The organism is Pseudomonas sp. R38(2017) (genome assembly GCF_002112395.1).
Lineage (GTDB): Bacteria > Pseudomonadota > Gammaproteobacteria > Pseudomonadales > Pseudomonadaceae > Aquipseudomonas.
In genome coordinates this window covers 1-26,019 of sequence record NZ_NEHN01000007.1, presented here as the reverse complement: position 1 = coordinate 26,019, position 26,019 = coordinate 1, and the positions used below count along the sequence as shown (strand labels likewise).

Sequence of the window (26,019 nt, the reverse complement as noted above, 5' to 3'; positions counted from 1 at the left end):
TCGGCTGGCACACTGTTTCAACGCCTGAACCCGACTATTGAAGTGTGGGTTCGCTGTCGGAGTCGAAGATGAAAAACTGGCTGGACGAGATCAAGTGGGACGCCGATGGCCTGGTGCCGGCGATTGCCCAGGATCACAAGACCGGACGCGTGCTGATGATGGCCTGGATGAACCGCGAAGCCCTGGAGCTGACTGCGGCGGAAAACCGTGCCATCTATTGGTCACGTTCCCGTGGCAAGCTGTGGCGCAAGGGCGAAGAGTCCGGCCACGTACAGACGCTGCATGAAATGCGTCTGGACTGCGACGCCGACGTGATCATCCTGATGGTCGAACAGATTGGCGACATCGCTTGCCATACCGGCCGTCAGAGCTGCTTCTACCGCGTATTCGAAAACGGCGACTGGAAAACGGTCGACCCGGTCCTGAAAGACCCGCACGCAATCTATTCCGCAGGACACAAACATGAGTGACACCCTGACCCGCCTCGCTCAGGTGCTGGAAGAGCGCAAGGGCGCTGCTGCCGACAGCTCATATGTAGCTAGTCTGTATCACAAGGGCCTGAACAAGATTCTGGAAAAGGTCGGCGAAGAGTCGGTCGAAACGATCATTGCCGCCAAGGACGCCGCCGTCAGCGGTGACTGCAGCGACGTGATCTACGAGACCGCCGACCTGTGGTTCCACAGCATGGTCATGCTCGCCCAGCTGGGGCAGCATCCGCAGGCTGTACTCGACGAACTGGATCGTCGCTTCGGCCTGTCCGGACACGTCGAGAAAGCCTCGCGTCCGTCCGCCTGAACAACTTTTAGAGAGGAACAGCAACATGGGCATTTTTGACTGGAAACACTGGATCGTCATTCTGGTTGTCGTGGTGCTGGTGTTCGGCACCAAGAAACTGAAAAACCTCGGCACCGACGTCGGCGAGTCGATCAAGGGCTTTCGCAAGGCCATGAACGACGACGAGAAACCGGCCGAACCGACCGTCACGCCTGCGCAACCGGTACCGCCGGTTCAGCCGCAAGCCACCGCTCAGGCCAACCCGCCGCACACCATCGACGTGCAGGCGCAGAAAGTCGAAGAGCCGATCCGCAAAGACGTGTGAGCACTGACTAATGTTTGGTATCAGCTTCTCTGAACTGCTGCTCGTCGGCCTCGTTGCCCTGCTGGTGCTGGGCCCCGAGCGTTTGCCGGGTGCTGCACGCACCGCCGGCCTGTGGGTCGGACGGCTGAAGCGCAGCTTCAACGCGATCAAACAGGAAGTTGAACGTGAAATCGGTGCCGACGAAATCCGTCGGCAACTGCACAACGAACACATCCTGTCGCTGGAGCAGGAGGCGCGGAAAATCTTCACGCCACCGGTTCAGCAGGAGCCGACGCCAGTGCAGCCGGCGGCAGACCAGACGCCAACACCGCCTGTCGCAGAGCAAACGATTCATGCACCGGCGAGCGTCGAACACGTCTCTGCCGCAGCCGCTGAAACTGCCCCGGTCATGAAACCGATCGAACCCGTTGCTCCAGCCGCCGGGCCAACCACGCCGGCCCCTCACGACCCTACACTGCCGCCGCGAGCCCCATGAGCGATCTCCCCGAAAACGACCAGCACATGCCGCTGGTTTCGCACCTCACCGAGTTGCGCACCCGCCTGCTGCGTTGCGTCGCGGCGATCTTTATCATCTTCGCCGGGCTGTTCGCCTTCACCCAGCAGATCTACACCTTCGTCTCGACGCCGCTGCGCCAGTACCTGCCGGCCGGCGCGACGATGATCGCCACCGACGTGTCGTCGCCGTTCCTGACGCCGCTGAAATTGACGATGATGGTGTCGCTGTTCCTGGCGATCCCGGTGATCCTGCATCAGATCTGGGGCTTCATCGCACCGGGCCTGTACAAGCACGAGAAGCGTGTCGCGGTGCCGTTGCTGATTTCCAGCATCCTGCTGTTCTACACCGGCATGGCGTTCGCCTACTTCTTCGTGTTCCCGCTGATCTTCAAGTTCTTCGCCTCGGCCACCCCGGCCGGCGTGGAAATGATGACCGACATCACCAGCTACCTCGATTTCGTCATGACGCTGTTCTTCGCCTTCGGCGTGGCGTTCGAAATCCCGGTGGCCGTGGTGCTGCTGGTGTGGATCGGCGTGGTCGACGTCAAATACCTGAAGAAGATCCGCCCGTACGTGATCATCGGCTGCTTCGTGGTCGGCATGATCCTGACCCCGCCGGACATCTTCTCCCAGACCCTGCTGGCCGTACCGATGTGGATGCTGTTTGAAGTCGGCATCCTGTTCGGCAGCCTGGTCAGCAAGCGCGAGCGCCCGGACGAAACCGTCGACGACCACAACGACCAGCCGCCAGCGACCCAGCCATGAACCTGCTGTTGCTCGAAGAGGCCGATTTCATTGCGGCCGACCGCGTCGTGCTGCGTGATCGGCGCCTGACCCACATGCAGGAAGTCCATCGCTCGGAAGTCGGCGACAGCCTGCGGGTCGGGCGCATCAACGGGTTGATGGGCTCGGCCGAGCTGCTGCGCCTGGAAGCGGGCGAAGCCGAACTGCGGGTCACACTCGATCAGCCACCGCCGGCCAAGTTGCCGCTGACCCTGGTACTCGCCCTGCCACGCCCGAAGATGCTGCGTCGGGTGTTCCAGACCGTGGCGACCATGGGCGTGTCGAAGGTGATTCTGGTCAACAGCTATCGCGTCGAGAAGAGTTTCTGGCAGACGCCGTTTCTCGAGCCGGAAGCGATTCGCGAGAATCTGATCCTCGGCCTCGAGCAGGCCCGCGATACTGTGCTTCCGGAAATCATTATCGAGAAGCGCTTCAAGCCATTCGTCGAAGATCGCCTGCCGGCCATCACCGACGGCACCCTCGGCCTGGTCGGTCATCCGGGCAACTTCCCGCCCTGCCCGCGAGCCCTGAGCGAACCGGTGACCCTGGCCATCGGCCCCGAGGGTGGCTGGATTCCGTACGAGATCGACTTGCTGGCCAAGTCCGGCCTGCAACCGGTGCAACTCGGCGATCGCATCCTGCGCGTCGAAACCGCCGTCACTGCCCTGCTCGCCCGCCTGTTCTGAACCGCTCTGGCGCCATTCGGCGCCAGACAAATTGCGTTACAGATTGCCATCATCCAGCCGATACAGTCTCCATAAGTCCAATTAGTGGTCCGAGGGGAGTCGTCGCATGTACCGTTGGTTAGCCGAGAATCTTGGAAACGTCAGCGTCAAACGCAAGCTGGGCATCGGTTTCGGCCTGGTGCTGCTGCTGACGCTGTTGATCACCTTCACCGGCTGGACCGGCATGAGCGGCATCATCAGCCGCGGTGACAAACTCGGCTTCATCTCCAGCCTCAACGAGCTGACCAAGGACCTGCGTTTGGCGCGTCTGGACTATGAAATGCGTCGTGGCGAACAAGGCCCTGGCGCGGTCAACGACCTGCTCGGCAAACTCGACAGCGGCCTGCAAACCGCTCGCAGCCTGATCGAGCAACCGTCGGACGCGGCGAAAGTCGATCAACAACTGGCGGCCGTCGCCGAGTACAAACGCGCCTTCGCCGACATGGTGCAGGCCGGCGCCAACCGCGAAGATGCCCGCAGCAAGCTCGGCGCCACCGCTGACAACGCCGTGGCCAAGGTCGCCGAAGTCGAGAAATCCATGCTGCAAGGCGACAGCGTTGCCCAGTTCAACGCGGTGATCGACCTCAGCAAGCTGATTCAGCAGGCACGCTTCCAGGTGCGCGGATACACCTACAGTGCCAAGGCCGAGGCCGAACAACCGGCCCTCGACGCCATCGACAACGCCCTTAAAAACCTCGAGACCCTGCCGGCCAAACTGCCGGAACAGCACATCGCCAACCTGCAACAGGCTACCGAGTCGCTGAAAGCCTATCGCGCCGCCGTCAGCCAGTTCCGTGATTCGCAGGTTGCCAGCGCCAAGGCCCTTGCCCGCATGTCGACCCAAGGCGACCTGTTGATGGACATCAGCAAGAAGCTCACCGACTCCCAGACCATCGTCCGTGACACCGATGCCGCCAGCGCCAAGAACCAGTTGCTGATCGCCACCCTGCTGGCCGTGGCCTTCGGCCTGCTCGCCGCCTGGGCGATCACCCGGCAGATCATCATCCCGCTGGAGCAGACCCTGAAAGTCGCCGAGCGCGTGGCCGCTGGTGACCTGACCCACAACCTGATCTCCCAGCGTCGCGACGAACTCGGCCAGTTGCAGCGTTCGATGCAGAGCATGACCCAGGGTCTGCGCGAACTGATCGGTGGCATCAGCGACGGCGTCACCCAGATCGCCAGCGCCGCCGAAGAACTGTCGGCCGTGACCGAGCAGACCAGCGCCGGTGTGAACAATCAGAAGATCGAGACCGATCAGGTCGCCACCGCCATGAACGAAATGGCTGCCACCGTGCAGGAAGTCGCGCGCAACGCCGAGGAAGCTTCGGAAGCAGCCGTCGCCGCTGACCAACAGGCCCGCGAAGGCGACAAAGTGGTCGGCGAAGCCATTGCCCAGATCGAACGTCTGGCTGCCGAAGTCGGCCATTCCACCGAGGCCATGGGCGAGCTCAAGCGCGAAAGCGACAAGATCGGCAGCGTGCTCGACGTGATCAAGTCCGTGGCTCAACAAACCAACCTGCTGGCCCTCAACGCCGCGATCGAGGCCGCCCGTGCCGGTGAAGCCGGACGTGGTTTTGCGGTGGTTGCCGATGAAGTTCGCAGCCTGGCCCAACGCACCCAGAAGTCCACCGAAGAAATCGAAGAGCTGATCGTCGGCCTCCAGAACGGCACCCAGCAAGTGGCAACGATCATGGACAACAGCCGCACCCTGACCGACAGCAGCGTCGAGCTGACCCGTCGTGCCGGTGGTTCGCTGGAAAGCATCACCCGCACCGTCTCGGCGATTCAGGCGATGAACCAGCAAATCGCCGCGGCGGCCGAGCAGCAAAGTGCCGTGGCCGAGGAGATCAACCGTAGCGTGTTGAACGTGCGGGATGTATCGGACCAGACGTCGGCGGCGAGTGAAGAGACGGCGGCGTCCAGCGTCGAGCTGGCGCGCCTGGGCACTCACCTGCAAACGCTGGTGGGGCGGTTCAAGGTGTAAACCGCGCAAACAAAAAAATCGCAGCCATTGGCTGCGATTTTTTTTGTCCTGCGTTTAGAGGACTTGCCGCAAAAACGCCTGGGCTCGCGGATCCTTCGGTGCATCGAAGAACGCCGCCGGCGAGGCGTCTTCCAGCAGTTTGCCGTGATCGAAGAACAACACCCGATCCGCCACTTCCCGGGCAAAGCCCATTTCGTGGGTCACGCAGACCATGGTCATGCCTTCCACGGCCAGGTTTTTCATCACGTCCAGCACTTCACCGACCATTTCCGGGTCGAGGGCCGAGGTCGGCTCGTCGAACAGCATGACCTTCGGGTCCATCGCCAGAGCCCGGGCAATCGCCACGCGCTGTTGCTGACCGCCGGACAGACGCGAAGGGTATTCGCGGGCCTTCTGGGCGATGCCGACCTTTTCCAGCAACGCCAGGGCCTTGGCCTCGCTTTCCTTCTGGCCGCGCTTGCGCACGACTTTCTGCGCCAGACAGAGGTTTTCCAGCACGGTCATGTGCGGGAACAGATTGAAATGCTGGAACACCATGCCGACTTCGCGGCGGTAGGCGTTGACGTCGGTTTTCGGGTCGGCCAGTTGCAGACCGTCGATGCTCACCGAACCGGAATCGAATTCCTCCAGACCATTGAGGCAACGCAGGAAGGTCGACTTGCCGGAACCGGACGGACCGAGCACCACCAGCACTTCGCCCTTGGCCACGTTGGTGCTGACGCGATCCACCGCACGCACCACCTGACCCCGGGTGTCGAAGACTTTTACCAGATCGCGGACTTCAATCACTTTGCGCGAGCCTCCGCTCAAGCCGGCTGGCGATTTTCGACAGCGGCAGGTTGATCAACAGGTACAGGCCGGCCACGCAGAACAGGATTTCGAACGGCGAAAACGAGGTGGTGATGACTTCACGGCCGCTTTTCAGCAGCTCGGTAATCGCAATCACCGACACCAGCGAGGTGTCTTTCACCAGACTGATGAACTGCCCGGCCAGCGGCGGCAGCACGCGTTTGAACGCCTGCGGCAACACCACATGGCGCATCGACTGTCCAGCACTCAGACCCAGCGAACGCGCCGCTTCGTTCTGGCCACGGGCAATCGACTGCACGCCGGAACGGATGATTTCTGCCACGTAGGCGCCGGTGAACAGCGACAGCGCGGCGATCCCGGCGAACTCCCGGGACAGGTTCATCACCGTGCCGATGAAGAAGTAGAAAATGAAGATCTGCACCAGCAGCGGCGTGCCGCGCACCAGTTCGACATAGATCGTCGACAGGTCGCGCAGGGTCGGGTTGCTCGACAAGCGGCACAGCCCGGTCGCCAGACCGATCAACAGACCCAGCACGCCGGACACCACCGACAGCCAAAGCGTCGTCCACAGGCCCCACAGCAGCGGCCCCGCCGCCCAATGCCGGGTTACACCCACGACGTCACCTTCGGCCACATCATCGCCCTGAGCGAATTGCAGGCTGTTTTCATCGACGGTCAGGTGCTGCTCGTCACCGGCACCGTTACGCAGGGTGACCTGCGCGCTGCCGCCCTTGCGCACCAGTTCGCTGACGGTGGAAATGTCGGTGGCGCGCTGGGTTTCCTCGGCCTGATAGGCGAAGTACTGCGGCACGCGGTTCCAGCGCCATTCGTAGGACATCAGCGACGTGGCGTAATACAGCGCGCCAGCCAGGCCGACCAGCACCAGCACGGTCAGCGCGTGCCAGGGCCATTGGGCTTTTTTCTGTTTCATGGGTTTAGCGAAATCCGAAAGTTGTGTCGCCGGGGAAGCCGCTATCGCGAGCAGGCTCGCTCCCACAGGGAAACGCATTCCAATGTGGAAGCCCGCCTGCTGGCGATGGGCGCGACGCGGTCAGTCCGACCAGCGCTTATTCCATGTCCTTGAGCCACTCGGTGCTCTTGAACCACTTGTCATGGATGCGATCGTAGGTGCCGTCTTCGTGGATCTGGTGCAGGAAGTTGTTGATGAAGTTGAGGCTGTCGTAGTCACCCTTCTTCAGACCGAAGGCCAGCGGCTCGTAGGTGAACGGCTTGTCGAGGAACACCAGCTTGCCGGCGCCGACCTTGTTCACCGCGACCACGTTGTACGGCGCGTCGTAGATGAAAGCGTCAGCCTTGCCGTTGACCACGTCGAGCACGGCTTCCTGCTCGTTGTCGTAGCCGTGGTACTTGGCCTTGGCGATCAGCTTCTTGGCGACCATTTCACCGGTGGTGCCGAGCTTGGAGGTGATGCGGTAGTCGGCGGTGTTCAGGTCTTTATAGGACTTGATGGTGCCTTCCAGCTCCTTGCGGATCAGCAGGGTCTGGCCGACCACGATGAACGGTTCGCTGAAGTTCAGGCGCAGGTTGCGTTCCTGGGTCAGTGTCATGCCGCTGCCGATCATGTCGAACTTGTCGGTCATCAGCGCCGGGATGATGCCGTCGTAACCGGTCGAAACCAGCTCCAGCTTGACGCCCATGGCCTTGGACATGGCTTTGAGGATGTCGACTTCGAAACCGATGATCTCGCCGCGCTTGTTGGTCATCTCGAATGGCATGTAGGTCGGGTCCATGCCGACTTTCAATGTGCCGCGCTTGACCGCATCATCGATTGCGCCGGCCTGCGCCGCATTGACTGCAACCAGTGCCGTGACGCCGACCAGCAGCATCGACAGATACTTCTTCATCTTCAAGTCCCCAAAACCATTGCGTTTGCGGCGCGAAAACCGACAGAGGTGGACAAGATTGTCCGGGTGCGCCAATTCGGGGACGGATGCTAACGCACTCGATTTTTTGCACAAGGTTTAATGGACGATTTGTTTAACAATCAAGGGCCGGGCTGAGGGGCTTCTTTATCGAGAACAAAAAAAACCCCGCTTTCGCGGGGTTCTTCATCAGGCCGGTTGCGCCTGCAAGCTCACAGGCTTGAGCGGCAGCAGCGGCGCATGGGGATCGGCTTTCACCGAGGCCCGCCAGGCGTCCAGCCACTCGGCGTGACCTTCGGCCCACACCTGCTCGTGCAGGCGGGCCAGGGCGACCGGGTCGCTCAGCAGTTGCAGGCGATCATGGTTATTCAGCCCGGCCGGGCCGACCTTGATCGCGTGACGCACACGTTCCTGACGCAGCCATTCGATCGGCTCGGCCTCACCGTGACGCGAGGTCGCCAGTGAGCACGCCAGGGCGTTCTGCTGCGGATCGACCACGGCGCGGATGAAGCCGTCGTTCAGCGCGTGCCAGCGGTTTTCGTGGGTGTACTGATCGGTGGCCAGCAGTGCCTGTGGCGGATTGTATTCCTCGGGGATGAGGAACAGGCTCTCGTCGCGGGATTTGAGGCCCAGGCCCACACGGCTGGAAATCACCGACACCGGAATCGACAGCATCAATGAGCCGACGATCGGCACCAGCCACCACAGGAAGCTCGGGTTCAGCCAGATCACCAGCAGCGCCCAGAAGAAGCCCAGCAGGGTCTGCGGACCGTGACGCTTGACCGCTTCACTCCATGGCGTGGAGTCGTCATCACGCTGCGGCGAGTTCCAGGTCGCGGCCCAGCCGAGGAACGCGGCGAGGACGAAACGGGTGTGGAAAATCATTCGCACCGGCGCCAGCAGCATGGAGAACAGCATCTCCAGCAGCATCGACAGGGTCACCTTGAACTTGCCGCCGAACTCTTTCGCGCCCTTGGCCCAGATCAGGATGATGCTCAACAGTTTCGGCAGGAACAACAGCACGATGGTCGTCGAGAACAGCGCGATCGCCTTGTCCGGGTGCCATTGTGGCCACAGCGGATAGAGCTGGCGCGGTTCGAGGAAGTACTGCGGCTCCATCAGGGTGTTCACCGCCAGCAGCGCGGTAGACAGTACCAGGAAGAAGAACCACAACGGCGCCGACAGGTAAGACATCACGCCAGTCAGGAACACCGCACGGTGCACCGGGTGCATGCCTTTTACCAGGAACAGGCGGAAGTTCATCAGGTTGCCGTGGCACCAGCGACGGTCACGCTTGAGCTCGTCGAGCAGGTTCGGCGGCAGTTCTTCGTAACTGCCCGGCAGGTCGTAGGCAATCCACACGCCCCAGCCGGCACGGCGCATCAGCGCGGCTTCAACGAAGTCGTGAGAGAGGATCGCACCAGAGAACGCACCCTTGCCCGGCAACGGCGCCAAGGCGCAGTGGTCGATGAACGGCTTCATGCGGATGATCGCGTTGTGACCCCAGTAGTGGGATTCGCCCAACTGCCAGAAGTGCAGGCCGGCGGTGAACAGCGGGCCGTAAACGCGAGTGGCGAACTGCTGCATGCGTGCATACAGCGTGTCCATGCCCGAAGCGCGCGGCGCGGTCTGGATGATACCGGCGTCCGGAGTCGCCTCCATCAGGCGCACCAGACTGGTCAGGCACTCGCCGCTCATCACCGAGTCGGCGTCGAGCACGACCATGTACTTGTAGTCACCACCCCAGCGACGGCAGAAGTCGTCGAGGTTGCCGCTCTTGCGTTTGACGCGACGGCGACGGCGGCGATAGAAGATCTTGCCGAAGCCCTTGGCTTCACGGCAGACATCCAGCCAGGCCTGCTGCTCGGCAACGCAGATATCGGTGTCGTTACTGTCACTGAGGACGAAGAAGTCGAAACGGTCCAGATCACCGGTCGCCGCGACCGACTCGAAGGTCGCGCGCAGACCGGCGAACACCCGAGGCACGTCTTCGTTGCAGATCGGCATCACCAACGCGGTGCGCGCATCTTTCGGAATCGGCTCGTTGCCAGCGCTTTTACCGGAGATCCGGTATTTATCGTGACCGGTGAGCAACTCGAGGAAGCCCATCAGCGCGGTCCAGAAACCCGCTGACACCCAGCAGAACAGAATCCCGAACATGATCAGGATGCTGGTCTGCAGCGCATACGGCAGCACTTGCGTGGCGGTCTGCAGCAGCGGTTGATGCAGGACTTCTTCCAGATCGACGAACGACCAGCCCTGGTACGGCATGATGCCTTTCATGTACCAGCCGGCGACGATGGTCTGGCCGAGCATCAGGATCAGCAGGATGTAGCGACGGATCGAACCGACGGTGCGCCAGCGGGCGGCCGGCAGCACGTTCTGGTCTTTCGGCGGCTGCGGCGGGTTGGTCCGGCCGGTCAGCCGACGCCAGCCACGCACCAGAATGTTGGTGCGCCAAGGCTCCGGCACGACTTTGGTCCGACGGATCGGCGGCGTGGCCTTGAGGCTGACCCGGCCGCTGGCGTCGAGCACCAGCATTTCCGCGTCTTCCAGCTCTTCGGCAGTGCTCAGGGTCAGGCGCTTGCCCACCGAAGCCTGGGCGGCTTCGGTCGGCGCGTCGAACGTCGAGGACGACAGGCGTTGATGCAATTCGCTGAAGGACTGGCAGCCCGCGAGTTCCGCGCGCTGCTCGTCGGTCATCGGCAGATGCGCCAGATACTCGGACAGAGTCTCTGGCTGTACTTGAGAGTTACTCATCGGCAGGCAACTGATAGCTCCAGGTCTCGGTCAGGACTTCTTCAGTCGAGGCCGATTCCGGTGTGGCTGGGGCCGCGTCCGCAGCGGCTGGCTGCTTGGCGTCTTTGTTGGCCTTGTCCTTGGCGTCTGTCGCTGGCTTGGCGTCGGCCTGTTTGGCTTCGGCGGCCTTGGCTTCCTTGTCGGCTTTTTCCTGTTGCTTGGCGGCGACCTTGTCGGCCTTGGCAACCGAGGAGTTGGAGGCCGGCAGCGAGGTCTTGGCCAGATCGGCAGGTACGATGTTCTGCACCAGTGCCGCGCGCATCTCGGTCGACTTGCTCGCGTCCTTGATCTTCATCCGCAGGGTCAGGCGCCAGCCCTTGGTTTCAGGGTTGTAGCGCACGCTGTTCTCGACCAGTTCGGCGTTGTCGCCGACGCTGACCTGGCTGCGCACGTCCGCATCCGGGGCCAGGGCCGCCAGGGACGGGCCTTCGAAATCGACCAGATAGGCCACGCTGCCATCCGGCTGACGGATCAGGTTCGACTGCTTGACGTCACCGGTCGAACGCAGGGTCTGCTTGACCCAGGCACTGTCCGGCGCGTGAATCGCCGCTTCGTCCATGGTCCAGTGCATGCGGTACGCGAAGTCCAGCGGCTGGCCTGGCTCCGGCAGTTTTTCCGGGTTCCAGAACGCAACGATGTTGTCGTTGGTTTCGTCGGCGGTCGGGATCTCGACCAGATCGACGGTGCCTTTACCCCAGTCACCCTTCGGCTCGATCCAAGCGCTTGGACGCTTGTCGTAGCGGTCGTCGAGGTCTTCGTAGTGGCTGAAGTCACGGCCACGTTGCAGCAGACCGAAACCACGCGGGTTTTCGACGCTGAACTGGCTCACGGCCAGATGTTTAGGGTTGTTCAGAGGACGCCAGATCCACTCGCCATTGCCGGCATGGATCGACAGACCGCTGGAGTCGTGCAGTTCGCGGCGGTAGTTGAGCACTTTCGACGGCTGGTTGGCACCGAACAGGAACATGCTGGTCAGCGGCGCGACGCCGAGCTTGCCAACTTTGTCACGCAGGTACATCTGGCCTTTGACGTCGACGATGGTGTCGCTGCCCGGACGCAGGATCAGACGGTAGGCGCCGGTGGCGCGCGGCGAATCAAGCAGGGCGAAGATCACCAGGTGCTTGTCACCCGGCTTCGGCTGCTGAATCCAGAACTCGCGAAAACGCGGGAATTCTTCGCCGGACGGCAGAGCGGTGTCGATGGCCAGGCCACGGGCCGACAAACCGTAGGTGTGCCCCTTGCCGACGACACGGAAGTAGCTCGCGCCCAGCATGGTCATGATTTCGTCTTGCTTGTCAGCCTTGTTGATCGGGTACAGCACACGGAAACCGGCATAGCCCAGTTGTTCGGTGGCCTTTGGATCGAACTGCAGATCGCCGAAATCGAAACGGCTCGGATCGTACTTGATCTCTTCGACGGTGTTCGCAGTGATTTCGTTGATTTTCACCGGCGTATCGAAGTGCATGCCCTGATGATAGAAGGACAGCTTGAACGGGTTCTTCTGGTCGGCCCATTCGGCTTTTTCGGTGCGGAAACGAATCTTCTGGTAGTCCGCGAATTTCATGTCACGGAATTCGTTCGGCAGGTTGCTGCGCGGGGCTTCGAATTTCTGCCCGGCCAGCTCTTTGGCCTTGGCCGACACATCGTCAAGATTGAATGCCCAAAGCTGGCCGGCGCTGAGCAGGCAGAGCACTGCCGAGCCCGCTACCAGAGCGCTGCGCAAGCGTTTGGCAGACAATTTTGCTGCATTACAGGGACTAACAATCACGAGCAACCCTCGCCGAAAACAGATCAATAAACCAACGGCCAGATGAAGTGCCTGTGAGGTTTTCGGTACAAAAATACCGGCCTTGCAGGGCACCCTTGCCAAGTTGGCGAGCATTGTTCCGACTCCGCTGGGGCAAAATGATTCCCCAATCGGATCCGGACAAGTCTCTACCTAAGTCAAAATGGACCAACGAACGCTGATCCCCGTAGCGCGCGATTATCTAGTAGCCCGCGTGACAACGCATCAGGGGTAACAAAGTATTTATCGCGAAAATTCCCTGTTTTCAGTCGAAAAGCCCTTAAAAACTTGTTTCAAGCGCTTTCATGTCTGTAACAGGAAGGTTACCGGGCCATCGTTGACCAGGTGCACCTGCATATCCGCGCCGAATCTACCTGATGCCACAGTGCCATGCATCTGTTTCGCTTTGCTTAATAGATAGTCGAACAATTCCTCGCCCAGCGCCGGAGGGGCGGCGGTCGAGAAACTCGGACGCAGCCCGCTTTTGGTGTCGGCAGCCAGGGTGAACTGAGAGACCAGCAGCAGCCCGCCGCCCACATCCGCCAAAGACAGATTCATCTTGCCCTCGGCGTCACTGAATACTCGATAGTTAAGCAGCTTATGCAGAAGTTTGTCGGCGCTGGCCTGCGTGTCGTCGGGTTCGACCGCCACCAGCACCAGCAAACCCTGATCGACGCTGCCGACCACCTCCCCCGCCACTTCGACCCGCGCGCCTTTCACGCGCTGCAAAAGCCCCTTCATGCTTCTTCGGGCGGCAGATCGAGCAGGCGCCGGGCCATTTTGCTGGCGGCGCGTACCAGCGCGTCGGTGATACCCGGTTCGGAGGCGGCGTGGCCCGCATCGCGGATCACCTGCAGCTCGCTGTTCGGCCAGGCCTGATGCAGCTCCCACGCGTTGTCGAGCGGGCAGATCACGTCGTAGCGACCGTGGATGATCACGCCCGGCAAATGAGCAATCTTGCCCATGTCACGAATCAGCTGGTTCGGTTCGAGGAAGGCGTTATTGGTGAAGTAGTGGCACTCGATCCGCGCAATCGACAAGGCACGCTGCGGCTCGGAGAAACGGTCGACCACCAGCGGGTTCGGGCGCAGGGTCGCGGTGCGTCCTTCCCAGGTCGACCAGGCCTTGGCGGCATGCATCTGGGCGATCTGATCGTTGCCGGTCAGGCGTTTGTGGAAAGCGCTGAGCAGGTCGTCGCGCTCATCCAGCGGGATCGGCGCGAGGTAGTCCTGCCAGTAATCGGGGAACAGACGGCTGGCACCGGCCTGGTAGAACCATTCGATTTCCTGCGGGCGGCAGAGAAAGATCCCACGCAGGATCAGACCATGGACGCGCTCCGGGTGGGTCTGCGCGTAAGCCAGCGCCAGGGTCGAACCCCAGGAGCCGCCGAACAGCACCCATTTATCGATGCCCAGGTGTTTGCGAATGCGCTCGAGGTCTTCGACCAGATCCCAGGTGGTGTTGTTTTCCAGGCTGGCGTGGGGGGTGGAGCGTCCGCAGCCACGCTGGTCGAAGGTGACGATGCGATACAGGTTCGGATCGAAGTAGCGACGGCTCTGAGCATCGCACCCGGCACCGGGACCACCGTGAATGAACACCACCGGCAAACCTTCCGGTGAACCGCTTTCGTCGACGTACAGCGTATGGGTGTCGTCGACGGCCAGATCGTGCCGTGCGTGAGGTTTGATCTGCGGAAACAAAGTCTGCATTGCGCGCTCCGTAAGGGGTCGAGGTCATCCCTGGGGGGACTTCTATTATTCTGCCGTCCGGCATCATAAACCCGATTTACGTCAATGAGCATGCCCGCACGCTGTCACATTTTGTCAGCCATGAACCCCAGCAGGTTTTCGTAGAGGCGATCGACTTCGGCGACCTGATGCCGCGCCCGCAGGCAGCCGTGCACCAGCCCTTCGCCGTAATACAGCGTGGCCTCGCCCCCGGCGGCAGACAGTCGTTCGGCGTAGCGCACACCTTCGTCGCGCAACGGATCGAACTGCGCCACAGCGATCCAGGCCGGGGGCAATCCGCTGAAGTCATCGGCGAGCAGCGGCATGGCCCAGGCATTCGGTTTTGGCGTGCCGCGCAGGTACAACGCGTGATAACAATCCACGTCGCTGCTGGAGAGTAACGGCGCATCGGCGCATTCGCTGCGTGACGGCAGATGCTCGTCACCGCCCAGTCCGGGATAGATCAGCACTTGGGCACTGGGCAACGGCTCGCCGGCATCGCGCAGAGCCAGACACAACGCAGCGGTGAGATTGCCGCCGGCACTGTCGCCGGCCACCAGCATCCGCTCGGGCTCGAAGCCGAACGATCCGCTGCGCAGGGCACGCCAGACACTCAGGCAGTCGTCGAACCCGGCGGGAAACGGATGCTCCGGCGCCAGCCGGTAATCCACCGCCACCACCATCGCCCCCAGCATCATGGCCAGTTCGCAGCAGATGAAGTCGTGGGAATCCAGTCCGCCGACTACCCAACCGCCACCGTGCAGATACACCACGCAGGGCGGTGACACCACGGGTGGGCGATAGGCGCGAACCGGCACCGCCCCCAACCGAAAGTCTTCCACCTCAAGCCCTGCCGGCCGCGGCGGGGTGAACGCCCGGCACATCTCGTCATAGCCCCGGCGCAACCCGGCCAAGCTGCTGTCATCACTGGCGAAGCGTTCGGTTCTGGCGACAAACGCCGCCATCGCCGGAGAAAGTGGATAAGTGCTCATCAGTTTTTCAGGCTGGCCTGAACCGTGGCCACGCCGTCCTTGCCATCAAAACTGCTGACACCCGCCAGCCAGCGCTGCAAATCTTCCGGATGCTCGCGCAGCCAGTTCTTCGCCACTTCCTGCGGTGTCTTGCGCTCCATGATCGGTACCATCAACTGACTTTCCTGAGCGGCGGTGAAGGTCAGGTTCTCCAGCAGTCGATGGACGTTCGGGCAGCGCTCGGCGTAATCCGGCGAAGTGACGGTCGATACGGTGGCAGCACCTTCGTTCGGGCCGTAGACGTCTTCGCTGCCGGTCAGGTAGGTAATTTTCATGTTGATGTTCATCGGATGCGGCGTCCAGCCGACGAACACCACGAATTCCTTGCGGTTCACCGCCCGTTGCACGGCGGCGAGCATTCCGGCCTCACCGGATTCGATGATCTTGAAATCCTTCAGACCGAAATGGTTGGTTTCAATCATGGTCTTGATCGTGGTGTTGGCGCCGCTGCCGGGTTCGATGCCGTAGATCTTGCCGCCGAGCTGATCCTTGAATTTCGCGATGTCGCCAAAGGTTTTCAGCCCTGCCGCTGCGACGTAGTCCGGCACTGCCAGGGTTGCCTGGGCATCGGCCAGGCTTGGCTTGTCCATCACTTTGACTTGATTGGCAGCGAGGAACGGCGCGATGTTCTTGTCCATCGCCGGTTTCCAGTAGCCGAGGAAGATATCGAGGCGCTTGTCGCGGATGCCGGCGAAGATGATTTGCTGCACGGCGCTGGTCTGCTTGCTTTCATAACCGAGGCCATTGAGCAGCACATCGGCCATGCCGCTGGTGGCGATCACGTCGGTCCAGTTGACCACGCCCATGCGCACGGTTTTGCAGGAAGCATCGTCGGAAGCCATGGCGCCGGCGCTGAGCAGCGCACTGCCGGTGAGGATTAACGCACAACGAGTGAACAGTTTTTTCATGTGGGATCGTCTCGTGCGGCAGCGGTTTATTGTTCGGATCGGTGTCTTCTTGCACCGTGGCCGAAACATTACGCAGCAGGCGAAACGGAAAAGCGACCTGTGGCGACCGGGATTTGCACGGTGGCGACTGTTTGGCTGCGCCCCCGATGCAGCTCGTTCCCACGCAGAGCGTGGGAACGTTCACAGCTGACTCAGTTGTAGTGGTTTTTGCCCCAGGCCAGCAGCCCTTGCAGCAGCTCTTTCAACACCACCCGCGTCGGCTCCGCCAGATCGGCGCGGTAGCGGAACGGTTCGAACTCTTCCATATACGTGCACTGGCCCAGCTCCAGTTGCACGGCGTGGATGTTTTCGGCCGGGTTGCCGTAGTGACGGGTGATGTGGCCGCCCTTGAAGCGTCCGTTCAGCACATGGCTGTAATCGCCGTGGCGGGCGCAGATCGCTTCCAGTTGCGTGGCCAGTTGAGGATCGCAACTGGCGCCGTTGAAGGTGCCGAGGTTGAAGTCCGGCAGCTTGCCGTCGAACAGGTGCGGGATCACCGAACGGATCGAGTGCGCATCGAACAACAGTGCGTAACCGAACTCGGCCTTCAGCCGCGCCAGTTCTTCCTGCAGGGTGCGGTGGTACGGCGTCCAGATCTGCTCCAGATAGGTCGCGCGTTCTTCTTTCGACGGTTCCTTGCCTTCCTTGAACAACGGAATGCCATCGAACAGCGTCGCCGGGTACAGCCCGGTGGTGGCGCCGGCATACAACGGCTTGTCGTCGGACGGCCGGTTCAGATCAATGACGAACCGCGAGTACTCGGCCGCCAGGGTGCTGGCGCCCAGTTCGGCCGCAAAGTCGTAGAGCTGAGGAATGTGCCAGTCGGTGTCTGGCAGGCTTTTCGCGTCCGGGATCAACCCGGCCTCGACCGCAGGCGTCAGGCGTACACCGGCGTGAGGCATGCTGATCAGCAACGGCACGCGACCTTGTTTGAAGTTCAGAACCTTATCCACAACCACTCTCCTACAGACTTGATTCAACGCCGTGACGCACGACGCGTTTGTCCAGTTCACCGCCCAGCCAGTACGCCAGGTCCGCCGGCCGGTCGATCTGCCAGGCGACGAAATCCGCGACCTTGCCGACTTCCAACGAACCGTGGGTATCGGCCATGCCCAGGGCTTGCGCCGCATGAATCGTGGCGCCAGCCAGGGCTTCTTCCGGGGTCATGCGGAAGCAGGTGCAGGCCATGTTCAGCATCAGGCGCAACGACAGCGCCGGCGACGTGCCGGGGTTGAGGTCGCTGGCGATGGCGATTTTCACCTTGTGCTTGCGCAGGGCTTCCATCGGCGGTAACTGGGTTTCACGCAGGAAGTAGAACGCGCCCGGCAACAACACCGCGACTGTGTCGGACCTGGCCATGGCAATGGCGTCGTCTTCATCCATGAACTCCAGGTGATCGGCGGACAACGCGTGATAGCGCGCGGCCAGACTGGAGCCGTGCAACGACGACAATTGCTCGGCGTGCAGCTTCACCGGCAGACCGAGTTTTTGCGCGGTGACGAACACCCGCTCGACCTGCTCCGGGGAGAACGCCAGGTATTCGCAGAAGGCATCCACCGCATCCACCAGCCCTTCGGCAGCCAGCGCAGGCAGCATCTCGGCGCAGATGTGATCGATGTAATCGTCAGCGCGGTCCTTGTATTCCGGCGGCAACGCATGGGCGGCCAGACAGGTGCTGCGCACGCTGATCGGCAGCTCGGCGGCGAGGCGACGGATGACCCGCAGGATCTTGCGTTCGCTGGCCAGATCGAGGCCGTAGCCGGACTTCATTTCGACCGTGGTCACGCCATCGCGCATCAGGCTTTTCAGGCGTTTGGCGGCGCTGGCGAACAGCTCGTCTTCCGAGGCTTCGCGGGTGGCGCGCACGGTGCTGGCGATGCCGCCACCGGCTGCGGCGATCTCGGCGTAGCTGACGCCTTGCAGGCGTTTCTCGAACTCACCGCTGCGGTTACCGCCGAACACGGTGTGAGTGTGGCAGTCGATCAGGCCGGGGGTGACCCACGCGCCTTGCAGATCGTTGACCGCCGGGTATTCGCCGGACGGCAATTGAGTGCGCGGGCCGATCCACTCAATGTGTGCACCGGACGTCACGATGGCCGCATCCTCGATGATCGAGTAGACGCCTTGCGCCATGGTTGCGACGTGGCAGTGTTGCCAGAGGGTTTTCATCCCAGGTCCTCGTCTTGCGATCGTTCCCACGTCGAGGCGTCGAACCGTCTGCGTGGGAACGATCAGTGGATAGGGTTAAAGGCTCGGCAGCAGTTTCGCCGGAACCAGTTCAGTCAGAATGCGCGAAGCCAACAGCTCGCTCGCCGCATTGATGTCCGGCGCGAAGAAGCGGTCCTTCTCGTAGAACGGCACTTCGCGACGCAAAATGCCCCGGGCCTTTTCCAGTTTGGTCGAGGTCTTCAGGCCGTTGCGCAGGTCCAGCCCCTGCACCGCCGCCAGCCATTCCACCGCAAGAATCCCGCGAGTGTTCTCGGCCATTTCCCACAGACGCTTGCCGGCAGCCGGGGCCATCGACACGTGGTCTTCCTGGTTGGCGGAAGTCGGCAGGCTGTCCACCGAGTGCGGATGAGCCAGTGCCTTGTTCTCGCTGGCGAGGGCCGCAGCGGTCACCTGAGCAATCATGAAACCGGAGTTCACACCACCATTGGCCACCAGGAACGGCGGCAGTTGCGACATGTGCTTGTCCATCATCAGCGAGATGCGACGCTCGCTCAGGGAGCCGATTTCGGCGATGGCCAACGCCATGTTGTCAGCGGCCATGGCCACCGGCTCGGCGTGGAAGTTGCCGCCGGAAATCACGTCGCCTTCGGCCGCAAACACCAACGGGTTGTCGGAGACGGCATTGGCTTCGACCACCAGCACTTCAGCGGCCTGACGGAACTGGGTCAGGCACGCACCCATGACTTGCGGCTGGCAGCGCAGCGAGTACGGGTCCTGAACCTTTTCGCAGTTCTGGTGCGAGTCGGAGACTTCGCTGCGCTCGCCAAGCAGATCGCGGTAGGCAGCGGCGGTGTCGATCTGGCCCTTCTGGCCACGGGCGGCGTGGATGCGCGCATCGAATGGCGAGCGCGAACCCAATACTGCTTCAACTGTAAGACCACCCAGCGCCAGTGCACCGGCAAACAGGTCTTCGCCTTCGAACAGACCGCGCAGGGCGAATGCGGTGGAAACCTGAGTACCGTTGAGCAGCGCCAGCCCTTCTTTCGCAGCCAGCGTCAGCGGCGTCAGACCGGCGACCTTCAGCGCCTCGGTCGCTTCCATCCACTCGCCCTTGTAGCGCGCCTTGCCCTCGCCCAGCAGCACCAGCGACATGTGCGCCAATGGCGCGAGGTCGCCGGATGCACCGACCGAACCTTTCAACGGAATGTGTGGGTAAACCTCGGCGTTGATCAGGGCGATCAGCGCATCGATCACCACGCGACGGATGCCGGAGAAACCACGGCTCAGGCTGTTGACCTTGAGCACCATGATCAGGCGCACCAGCTCATCGCTGATCGGCTGGCCGACTCCGGCAGCGTGGGACAGCACCAGCGAACGCTGGAGGTTTTCCAGGTCTTCGCTGGCGATGCGGGTCGAGGCCAGCAGGCCGAAACCGGTGTTGATGCCGTAGGCGGTGCGGTTCTCGGCGAGGATCTGCTCGACGCAGGCGACGCTGGCTTCGATCTGGGCCGAGGCGCTGTTGTCGAGGGTCAGCCGGACCGGGTTCTGGTAGACATCACGCAGTTGGGCCAGGCTCAGTTGGCCGGGGATCAGGTTCAGCGCAGTCATTTAAATGCTCCTTTTGAGAGTTTGTTATGAACTACCAGTCGCTCCGGAGCATTCCGTTATCCGTCGCTTCTCGTCTTTTGGACGATCCACGCCTTGGCACGCTGGCATGGGTAATTGTCAGTGCAAATTCGGCAGTACGTGGTGCAGCAATTCCGAATCTTTCAACACGCTCGCGGCAGCGGCGATATCCGGCGCCAGCCAGCGGTCCTGATCGTAGGCCGGGACCTTTTCGCGCAACAGTCGCCAGGCGGTATCGGTGCCCGCGCCGAAGCGCTGTTCCTTGAGAAATTCAAACGCCTGAGCCGCCAGCAAGTACTCGATGGCGAGGATCTGCGTGCAGTTTTCCAGTGCTCGATGCAGCTTCAGCGCGGCGTTGGTGCCCATGCTCAGGTGGTCTTCCTGCAGACCGGAAGTGACGTAGTTGTCCAGCACCGCCGGTTGCGCCAACTGGCGGTTTTCCGCGCACAGCGACGCGGCGACGTATTGCACGATCATCATCCCGGAGTTCACCCCCGGATTGGCCACCAGAAAGGCCGGCAGACCGCTGACATGCGGGTTGATCAAACGGTCCAGACGCCGCTCGGCAATCGAGCCGATTTCGGCCATGGCAATCGCCAGCAGATCCGCTGCCAGCGCCACCGACTGTCCGTGCGGGTTGGCCTGGGACATGACCCGGAACTCGTCCGGTGTACCCAGCAGCAACGGGTTGTCGGTGCAGCCGTTGAGTTCGGTTTCGATCTGTTTGATCGCGTGTTGCAGTTGATCGCGCGCGGCGCCATGCACCTGCGGGATCGAGCGGATGCTCAGCGCATCCTGAGTGCGAATGCCTTTGCTCGACGCAATCACTTCACTGCCATCGAGCAGCGCCCGCAGATTGACGCCGACCTGTTGCATGCCCGGGTGCGGTTTGAGCGCGATGATTTCGGCGTCGAATGCGGCGATCTGGCCGCGTTGCGCTTCGAAACTCATGGCACCGACCACGTCAGCCCATTGCACCAGACGCGTGGCATCGGCAATCGCCAGGCAACCGAGACCGGTCATGCAAGGCGTGCCGTTGACCAGGCACAAACCGTCCTTCGCCCCAAGTTGCACCGGTTGCAGGCCTTCTTCGGCCAGCGCCTGCTGCGCGGAAATCACTTGCCCGCGATAGCTGACATTGCCCACGCCCAGCAGCGCGATACCGATGTGCGCCATGTGTGTCAGGTAACCCACCGAACCCTGGGACGGCACTTGCGGGGTGATGCCGCGATTGAGCAGCGCCAGCAGTGCTTCGACCACTTGCCGATGAATCCCGGATTTTCCGTGGCTGTAGTTGCGGATTGCGGCGCACATGATGGCGCGGGTCTGCTCGTCGGCCAGCACCGGACCGACGCCGCAGGCGTGGCTGAGCAAGGTGTTGCGCGACAACTGGCTGAGCTGTTCGCCCTGCAGCGAGACGTTGGACAGACCTCCCAGTCCGGTGTTGACGCCATAGGCGCGCTCGCCGCTGGCGACGATGCGCCGGACGATGCCCTGAGCATTTTCGATGCGCGCCCAGGTGTGGGCCGACAGCTCGAGTTGCGCGCCGTGACGGGCTACCGCGACCACATCCTGCCAACGCATCGGAGCGTCGGCGATAACGATTTTTTCAGCCTGGGACATCTAAAACCTCTTTAACCTGATCGTCACGAAATGCATTCCCACGCAGACGGTTCGACGTCTCGACGTGGGAACGAACCTCAAACCACTGCCGCCCGCCGCTGCACGAAGCGGTCGACATACTCGTCCGCCGGCGAATGCAGGATCTCTTTCGGCGTACCGACCTGAATCAGGCGGCCGTCCTTGAGGATCGCGATGCGGTTGCCGATGCGCACGGCCTCGTCGAGGTCGTGGGTGATGAAGACGATGGTCTTGTGCAGGGTCTTTTGCAGCTCCAGCAACTGATCCTGCATCTCGGCGCGGATCAGCGGGTCGAGGGCGCTGAACGCCTCGTCCATCAGGATGATGTCGGTGTCCGCCGCCAGCGCGCGGGCCAGGCCGACACGCTGGCGCATGCCGCCGGAGAGCTGGTGCGGGTATTTGTTTTCGTAGCCCTTGAGGCCCACGGTGTTGATCCAGTGCAGCGCGCGCTCGGCGCACAGTTGCTTGCTCTCACCGCGCACTTTCAGGCCATAGGCGACGTTGTCGAGCACGGTCTTGTGGGGCAGCAGGCCGAAGCTCTGGAACACCATGCTGATCTTGTGCCGGCGAAATTCGCGCAGGGCTTCCATGTCGTATTGCAGAATGTCCACGCCGTCCACCAGGATCGCGCCGCTGGTCGGGTCGATCAGGCGGTTGAAGTGGCGTACCAGCGTGGATTTGCCGGAACCGGACAGGCCCATGATCACGAAGATCTCCCCGGTGCCGATGCTCAGGGACAGGTCGTTGACCCCGACCACGCAACCGGTCTCGTTCAGCACCTGCTCCTTGGTCTTGCCCTGGCCGACCATGGCCAGCGCGTCCTTGGAACGGTTGCCGAAAATCTTGAAGACGTTTTTGACTTCGATCTTGCTCACGGTTGCGTTGCTCATTTGCTCACCTCATGCCGTGGCCGACCATACGCCTGGGTAATGCGGTCGATGACCACTGCGAGAATCACGATCGCCAGACCGGCTTCAAGGCCGCGTCCGACGTTGAGGGTCTGGATGCCCACCAGCACATCTTCACCCAGGCCACGGGCACCGATCATCGAGGCGATCACCACCATCGACAGGGCCATCATGGTGGTCTGGTTGATCCCCGCCATGATGCTCGGCAGGGCCAGCGGCAGTTGCACGCCGAACAGTTGCTGCCAGCGGTTGGCGCCGAAAGCGTTGATGGCTTCCATCACTTCACCGTCGACCTGACGGATACCCAGATCGGTCAGGCGGATCAGCGGTGGCGCGGCGTAAATCACAGTGGCGAAAATCGCCGGCACCTTGCCCAGGCCGAACAGCATCAGCACCGGAATCAGGTACACGAAGCTGGGCATGGTCTGCATGATGTCGAGCAGCGGCATCAGGAACGAACGCAGGCGGTTGCTGCGGGCCGAGAGGATCCCCAGCGGCACACCGATCAGCACCGAGATGACCGTGGCGACCATCATCAGCGCCAGCGTCTGCATGAGCTTGTCCCACAGGCCAACGGCGCCGACCAGGAACAGCAGACCAACGATCACGGCGGTGGTCACGACCTTGCGCGTGGCGTGCCAGGCAACGCCCGCGACGATGGCCAGCATCAGCCACCACGGCGCGGCGCGCAGCAGGCCTTCAAGGTTGACGATGGCCCACAGCAGGGTGTCGGAGATATGGCGGAACACGTCACCGTAGTTGGTGACCAGTGCATCGACCCAACCGTTGACCCAGTCGGCGATGGAAAACGTAAAGCGTTCGGGAAACATAAGAGACTCTCAATCAAGGGGTTGCGATCAAGCGTCCGACTGCCGTTGCCGGCAGCCGGTGAAGCTCGACCTACAAGGCCGCGTCGATTTTCTTGGCTGCGTCGTCGCTCACCCATGCGTGCCAGACTTCAGGATGTTCCTTGAGGAAGATTTTCGCCAGCTTCGGCGACTCGATCCGCTCCTTGGTCATGCGACCCAGGTTCTGGTTCAGCAGGTCGATCGGCAGGTTGACCTTTTCCAGCACGGCCACCAGCTCCGGGGCTTCCTCGTGGAAGGTCTTGGACAGGCCGACCTTGATGGTCACGCGCTTGTCGACGCCCGGTTTCTCTTCCAGTTTGACCGCGTCGATCTGACCCATCAGCGGGGTTGGCGACCAGTAGTAGAACAGGATCGGCTCGCCGCGCTTGTAGCTCGACAGCACCGCCGCATCCAGCGCCGGGCCGGTGCCCGGACGGAAGTTGGTGTAGCTGTTCTCCAGGCCGTAGCTTTTCAGCATTTCGCTGTTGTCCAGCTCGCAGGTCCAGCCGGCCGGGCAGTTGTAGAAGCGGCCCTTGGACGGCTCTTCGGCGTCCTTGAAGATTGCCGAGTATTTGCCCAGATCAGCGATGTTTTTCAGGTCCGGCGCCTTGGCTTCGATCTTGCGTTTGGCATCGCCTTCAATCACATAGCGCGGCACGTACCAACCTTCCACAGCACCGACGACAGGCGCGCCGACACCGACGACCTTGCCGGCCTTCTCGGCCTTGTTCCAGACCTCGCTGCGGCCGACCCACTCTTCGGCGAACACTTGAATATCGTTACTGCTCAGGGCGTTTTCCATGGTGATGGAGTTGCCTGGCAGGCTGTCGGTCTTGCAGTCGTAACCTTTCTCCAGCACGACCTGAAGCACGTCGGTCAGCAACATCGCGCTTTCCCAGTTCAGGCCGGCAAATTTCACCGGTTTGCCGGATTCGCACCAACCGGCGGCCTGGGTGGCGCCGGCACTGGCCAGCAGGCCCATGGACAGCAATGTGGTCAGCAGGGTCTTGTTCGATTTCATTGTTGTGACGCTCCTAATCATGAATTGGCTTACGGCAGTTCAAGAGGCATCCAGCCCTGTCCACGTCCAAATCAGGCCTGCGCCGCAGCGCGACCGGCCCCGCTTGCTTCAGGTTGTACAACGCTGTTCTGCTCAACCGGCAGAATCAGTTGATCGGGCACGCTGCCGTGCCATTTCTTTGCGCACACGTAGTAAAGCGCGGCGGGCAACACCAGACCGATGATCCACGAGATATCCACATCACCCAGCGCGGCCACCAGCGGACCGGTGTAGAACTTGGTGGAAATGAACGGCAGCTGCACCAGCACACCGAACACATAGACGCTGATCCCCAGGAGGTTCCAGCGACCGTATCGACCGTTCGGATCGGCCAGCGCCGGGACGTCGTAGTGCTCACGGGTAATGCGGTAGTAGTCCACGAGGTTGATCGCGCTCCACGGCGTGAAGAACGCCAGCAGGAACAGGATGAAAGACTTGAACGCCCCGAGGAACGAGTGCTGGCCGAGCAAGGCGATCAGGGTCGCGGCACCGACGATCACCAGCACGAACACCAGGCGCTGCAGGCGGGTGACTGTCAGGTGGCCACGGAAGCCACTGATGATGGTCGCGATGCACATGAAGCTGCCGTAGGAGTTCAGGGTGGAGATGGTCACCTTGCCGAACGCGATGCTGAAATACAGCAGCGCCGCGGTGGCACCGGTGCCGCCCAGACCGACGATGTAGGCCACTTCATGACCGGCGAACTGGCCGTTGGCCGAAGCCGCCGCGAACACGCCGAGGATCATCGCCACCTGCGCGCCGATCACCGAGCCGGCGCCGGCAGCAAAGAAGGTTTTCACCGAGGAAACCTTGCTCGGCAGGTAACGCGAATAGTCCGCCACGTACGGGCCGAAGGCGATCTGCCAGGACGCTGCCAGCGACACCGCCAGCAGGAAGCTGCTCCAGCTGAAGTGACGAATTTGCAGAAGTGCGCCGACGTCCACCTGACTTATCAGACGGCTGAACAGGTACACGAACGCAATCACGCCAATGGCACTGGCGATACGGCCGATCCAGTGGATCACCCGATAGCCGAGCACCGTGACCACCACGATGACGCTGGCGAAAAGCAGGATACCGACGGTGTCGCTGACCCCGAACAACTGGCCCAGCGCCTGACCCGACAGCACGGTGCCGGTCGCGGTGAAGCCGAGGTACATCAGGCACACCAGCACGATCGGAATCGCTGCACCATAAACCCCGAACTGCACACGGCTGGAGATCATCTGCGGCAGGCCCAGCTTCGGCCCCTGCGCCGCGTGCAGCGCCATGACGCCGCCGCCCAGCAGTTGACCGATCAACAGACCGATCAGCGACCAGAACACATCACCGCCCAGCACGACGGCCAGGGCCCCAGTGACAATCGCGGTGATTTGCAGGTTGGCACCCATCCACAGGGTGAACTGACTGAATAGACGACCGTGTCTTTCCGCTTCCGGGATGTAGTCGATCGAACGCCTTTCGATCAACGGTTTACTGCCTGCACGATCGGTGTTGCCCGCCATGATTCAACCTCTGTGGATTGTTCTGGGTTTTGTTGCTGTATTGGCTTGAGCGGGAGCGAGCGCGCTCGCTCCCGCCGTTTTTTATTTGCCGGTGATCATCGGCAGGTTCAGCCCTTGCTCCTTGGCACAGTCGATGGCGATCTGGTAACCGGCATCGGCGTGGCGCATCACGCCAGTGCCCGGGTCGTTGTGC

25 protein-coding genes and 1 pseudogene are annotated in these 26,019 nt (G+C 61.9%); 8 read left to right on the top strand and 18 right to left on the bottom strand.

What is annotated here, in order from left to right; translation table 11 throughout:
* Positions 1 to 68: 68 nt before the first annotated feature.
* The 8 genes and pseudogenes from hisI (at position 69) to CAF87_RS29705 (ending at position 5,086) form a co-directional block, all read left to right on the top strand.
* Positions 69 to 470 carry a phosphoribosyl-AMP cyclohydrolase gene (gene hisI / locus CAF87_RS18805; protein ID WP_007909357.1) on the top strand — a complete coding sequence of 134 codons (402 nt, stop codon included), beginning with the start codon at positions 69 to 71 and terminating at the stop codon, positions 468 to 470.
* Positions 463 to 795 (top strand): phosphoribosyl-ATP diphosphatase, encoded by a 333-nt coding sequence (locus tag CAF87_RS18800; RefSeq protein ID WP_007952422.1) that lies wholly within the window; start codon positions 463 to 465, stop codon positions 793 to 795. The genes hisI and CAF87_RS18800 overlap by 8 nt, the downstream gene beginning before the upstream one ends.
* Positions 796 to 820: 25 nt before the next feature.
* Positions 821 to 1,099, top strand: a complete 279-nt coding sequence (locus tag CAF87_RS18795) for a twin-arginine translocase TatA/TatE family subunit (protein ID WP_085732554.1) — start codon at positions 821 to 823, stop codon at positions 1,097 to 1,099.
* A 10-nt stretch (positions 1,100 to 1,109) separates the two neighbouring features.
* The gene (gene tatB / locus CAF87_RS18790) at positions 1,110 to 1,574 is read left to right on the top strand and encodes a Sec-independent protein translocase protein TatB (RefSeq protein WP_085732553.1); all 465 of its coding nucleotides are present in this window, start codon (positions 1,110 to 1,112) and stop codon (positions 1,572 to 1,574) included.
* Positions 1,571 to 2,359: a twin-arginine translocase subunit TatC gene (tatC, locus tag CAF87_RS18785; RefSeq protein ID WP_065261773.1), complete on the top strand. Its 789-nt coding sequence runs from the start codon at positions 1,571 to 1,573 to the stop codon at positions 2,357 to 2,359. The genes tatB and tatC overlap by 4 nt, the downstream gene beginning before the upstream one ends.
* A complete protein-coding gene (locus CAF87_RS18780; RefSeq protein ID WP_085732552.1) occupies positions 2,356 to 3,063 on the top strand; it encodes a 16S rRNA (uracil(1498)-N(3))-methyltransferase in 708 nt (235 codons plus the stop codon). The genes tatC and CAF87_RS18780 overlap by 4 nt, the downstream gene beginning before the upstream one ends.
* Before the next feature lie 106 nt (positions 3,064 to 3,169).
* Positions 3,170 to 4,231: pseudogene (locus CAF87_RS29710) on the top strand (methyl-accepting chemotaxis protein); the annotation flags it as partial.
* On the top strand, positions 4,214 to 5,086 hold the full coding sequence (locus CAF87_RS29705) for a methyl-accepting chemotaxis protein (protein ID WP_371850981.1): 873 nt from the start codon (positions 4,214 to 4,216) through the stop codon (positions 5,084 to 5,086). The pseudogene CAF87_RS29710 and the gene CAF87_RS29705, both read left to right, overlap by 18 nt.
* A gap of 54 nt (positions 5,087 to 5,140) precedes the next feature.
* On the opposite strand, the gene CAF87_RS18770 is transcribed toward CAF87_RS29705, so the two are convergent.
* The 18 genes from CAF87_RS18770 to CAF87_RS29550 form a co-directional block, all read right to left on the bottom strand.
* Positions 5,141 to 5,875, bottom strand: a complete 735-nt coding sequence (locus CAF87_RS18770) for an amino acid ABC transporter ATP-binding protein (protein ID WP_085732550.1) — start codon at positions 5,873 to 5,875, stop codon at positions 5,141 to 5,143.
* Positions 5,868 to 6,827, bottom strand: coding sequence for an amino acid ABC transporter permease (locus CAF87_RS18765; protein WP_085732549.1), 960 nt, complete (start codon positions 6,825 to 6,827; stop codon positions 5,868 to 5,870). The genes CAF87_RS18770 and CAF87_RS18765 overlap by 8 nt, the downstream gene beginning before the upstream one ends.
* A gap of 136 nt (positions 6,828 to 6,963) precedes the next feature.
* On the bottom strand, positions 6,964 to 7,761 hold the full coding sequence (locus tag CAF87_RS18760) for a transporter substrate-binding domain-containing protein (protein WP_065260936.1): 798 nt from the start codon (positions 7,759 to 7,761) through the stop codon (positions 6,964 to 6,966).
* A gap of 207 nt (positions 7,762 to 7,968) precedes the next feature.
* The gene (gene mdoH / locus CAF87_RS18755) at positions 7,969 to 10,539 is read right to left on the bottom strand and encodes a glucans biosynthesis glucosyltransferase MdoH (RefSeq protein ID WP_085732548.1); all 2,571 of its coding nucleotides are present in this window, start codon (positions 10,537 to 10,539) and stop codon (positions 7,969 to 7,971) included.
* Entirely contained in the window at positions 10,532 to 12,346 is a 1,815-nt protein-coding gene (locus CAF87_RS18750; RefSeq protein WP_085732791.1) for a glucan biosynthesis protein G, read from the bottom strand. The genes mdoH and CAF87_RS18750 overlap by 8 nt, the downstream gene beginning before the upstream one ends.
* 321 nt (positions 12,347 to 12,667) lie before the next feature.
* Complete coding sequence (gene dtd, locus CAF87_RS18745; protein WP_065260939.1) at positions 12,668 to 13,105, bottom strand: D-aminoacyl-tRNA deacylase; 438 nt, start codon at positions 13,103 to 13,105, stop codon at positions 12,668 to 12,670.
* Positions 13,102 to 14,073, bottom strand: a complete 972-nt coding sequence (gene pip, locus CAF87_RS18740; protein WP_007952436.1) for a prolyl aminopeptidase — start codon at positions 14,071 to 14,073, stop codon at positions 13,102 to 13,104. Before pip ends, dtd begins: the two co-directional genes overlap by 4 nt.
* A gap of 104 nt (positions 14,074 to 14,177) precedes the next feature.
* Complete coding sequence (locus CAF87_RS18735; RefSeq protein WP_085732547.1) at positions 14,178 to 15,083, bottom strand: alpha/beta hydrolase; 906 nt, start codon at positions 15,081 to 15,083, stop codon at positions 14,178 to 14,180.
* Positions 15,083 to 16,030 carry a choline ABC transporter substrate-binding protein gene (locus tag CAF87_RS18730; protein ID WP_085732546.1) on the bottom strand — a complete coding sequence of 316 codons (948 nt, stop codon included), beginning with the start codon at positions 16,028 to 16,030 and terminating at the stop codon, positions 15,083 to 15,085. Before CAF87_RS18730 ends, CAF87_RS18735 begins: the two co-directional genes overlap by 1 nt.
* Before the next feature lie 191 nt (positions 16,031 to 16,221).
* On the bottom strand, positions 16,222 to 17,022 hold the full coding sequence (gene hutG / locus CAF87_RS18725; RefSeq protein WP_085732545.1) for an N-formylglutamate deformylase: 801 nt from the start codon (positions 17,020 to 17,022) through the stop codon (positions 16,222 to 16,224).
* Positions 17,023 to 17,032: 10 nt separating this feature from the next.
* On the bottom strand, positions 17,033 to 18,238 hold the full coding sequence (gene hutI / locus CAF87_RS18720) for an imidazolonepropionase (RefSeq protein WP_085732544.1): 1,206 nt from the start codon (positions 18,236 to 18,238) through the stop codon (positions 17,033 to 17,035).
* A 75-nt stretch (positions 18,239 to 18,313) separates the two neighbouring features.
* Positions 18,314 to 19,846: a histidine ammonia-lyase gene (gene hutH, locus CAF87_RS18715; protein WP_085732543.1), complete on the bottom strand. Its 1,533-nt coding sequence runs from the start codon at positions 19,844 to 19,846 to the stop codon at positions 18,314 to 18,316.
* 117 nt (positions 19,847 to 19,963) lie between these two features.
* Positions 19,964 to 21,487, bottom strand: coding sequence for a histidine ammonia-lyase (hutH, locus tag CAF87_RS18710; protein WP_085732542.1), 1,524 nt, complete (start codon positions 21,485 to 21,487; stop codon positions 19,964 to 19,966).
* 77 nt (positions 21,488 to 21,564) lie between these two features.
* Complete coding sequence (locus CAF87_RS18705; RefSeq protein WP_085732541.1) at positions 21,565 to 22,395, bottom strand: glycine betaine/L-proline ABC transporter ATP-binding protein; 831 nt, start codon at positions 22,393 to 22,395, stop codon at positions 21,565 to 21,567.
* Entirely contained in the window at positions 22,392 to 23,243 is an 852-nt protein-coding gene (locus CAF87_RS18700; protein ID WP_085711027.1) for a proline/glycine betaine ABC transporter permease, read from the bottom strand. The genes CAF87_RS18705 and CAF87_RS18700 overlap by 4 nt, the downstream gene beginning before the upstream one ends.
* A 70-nt stretch (positions 23,244 to 23,313) precedes the next feature.
* On the bottom strand, positions 23,314 to 24,282 hold the full coding sequence (locus CAF87_RS18695; protein ID WP_085732540.1) for an ABC transporter substrate-binding protein: 969 nt from the start codon (positions 24,280 to 24,282) through the stop codon (positions 23,314 to 23,316).
* A 71-nt stretch (positions 24,283 to 24,353) separates the two neighbouring features.
* A complete protein-coding gene (locus tag CAF87_RS18690) occupies positions 24,354 to 25,826 on the bottom strand; it encodes a cytosine permease (RefSeq protein WP_085732539.1) in 1,473 nt (490 codons plus the stop codon).
* An 81-nt stretch (positions 25,827 to 25,907) separates the two neighbouring features.
* Positions 25,908 to 26,019 (bottom strand): hypothetical protein (locus CAF87_RS29550; protein WP_256576035.1); only part of this gene is annotated, 112 nt, incomplete at its 5' end.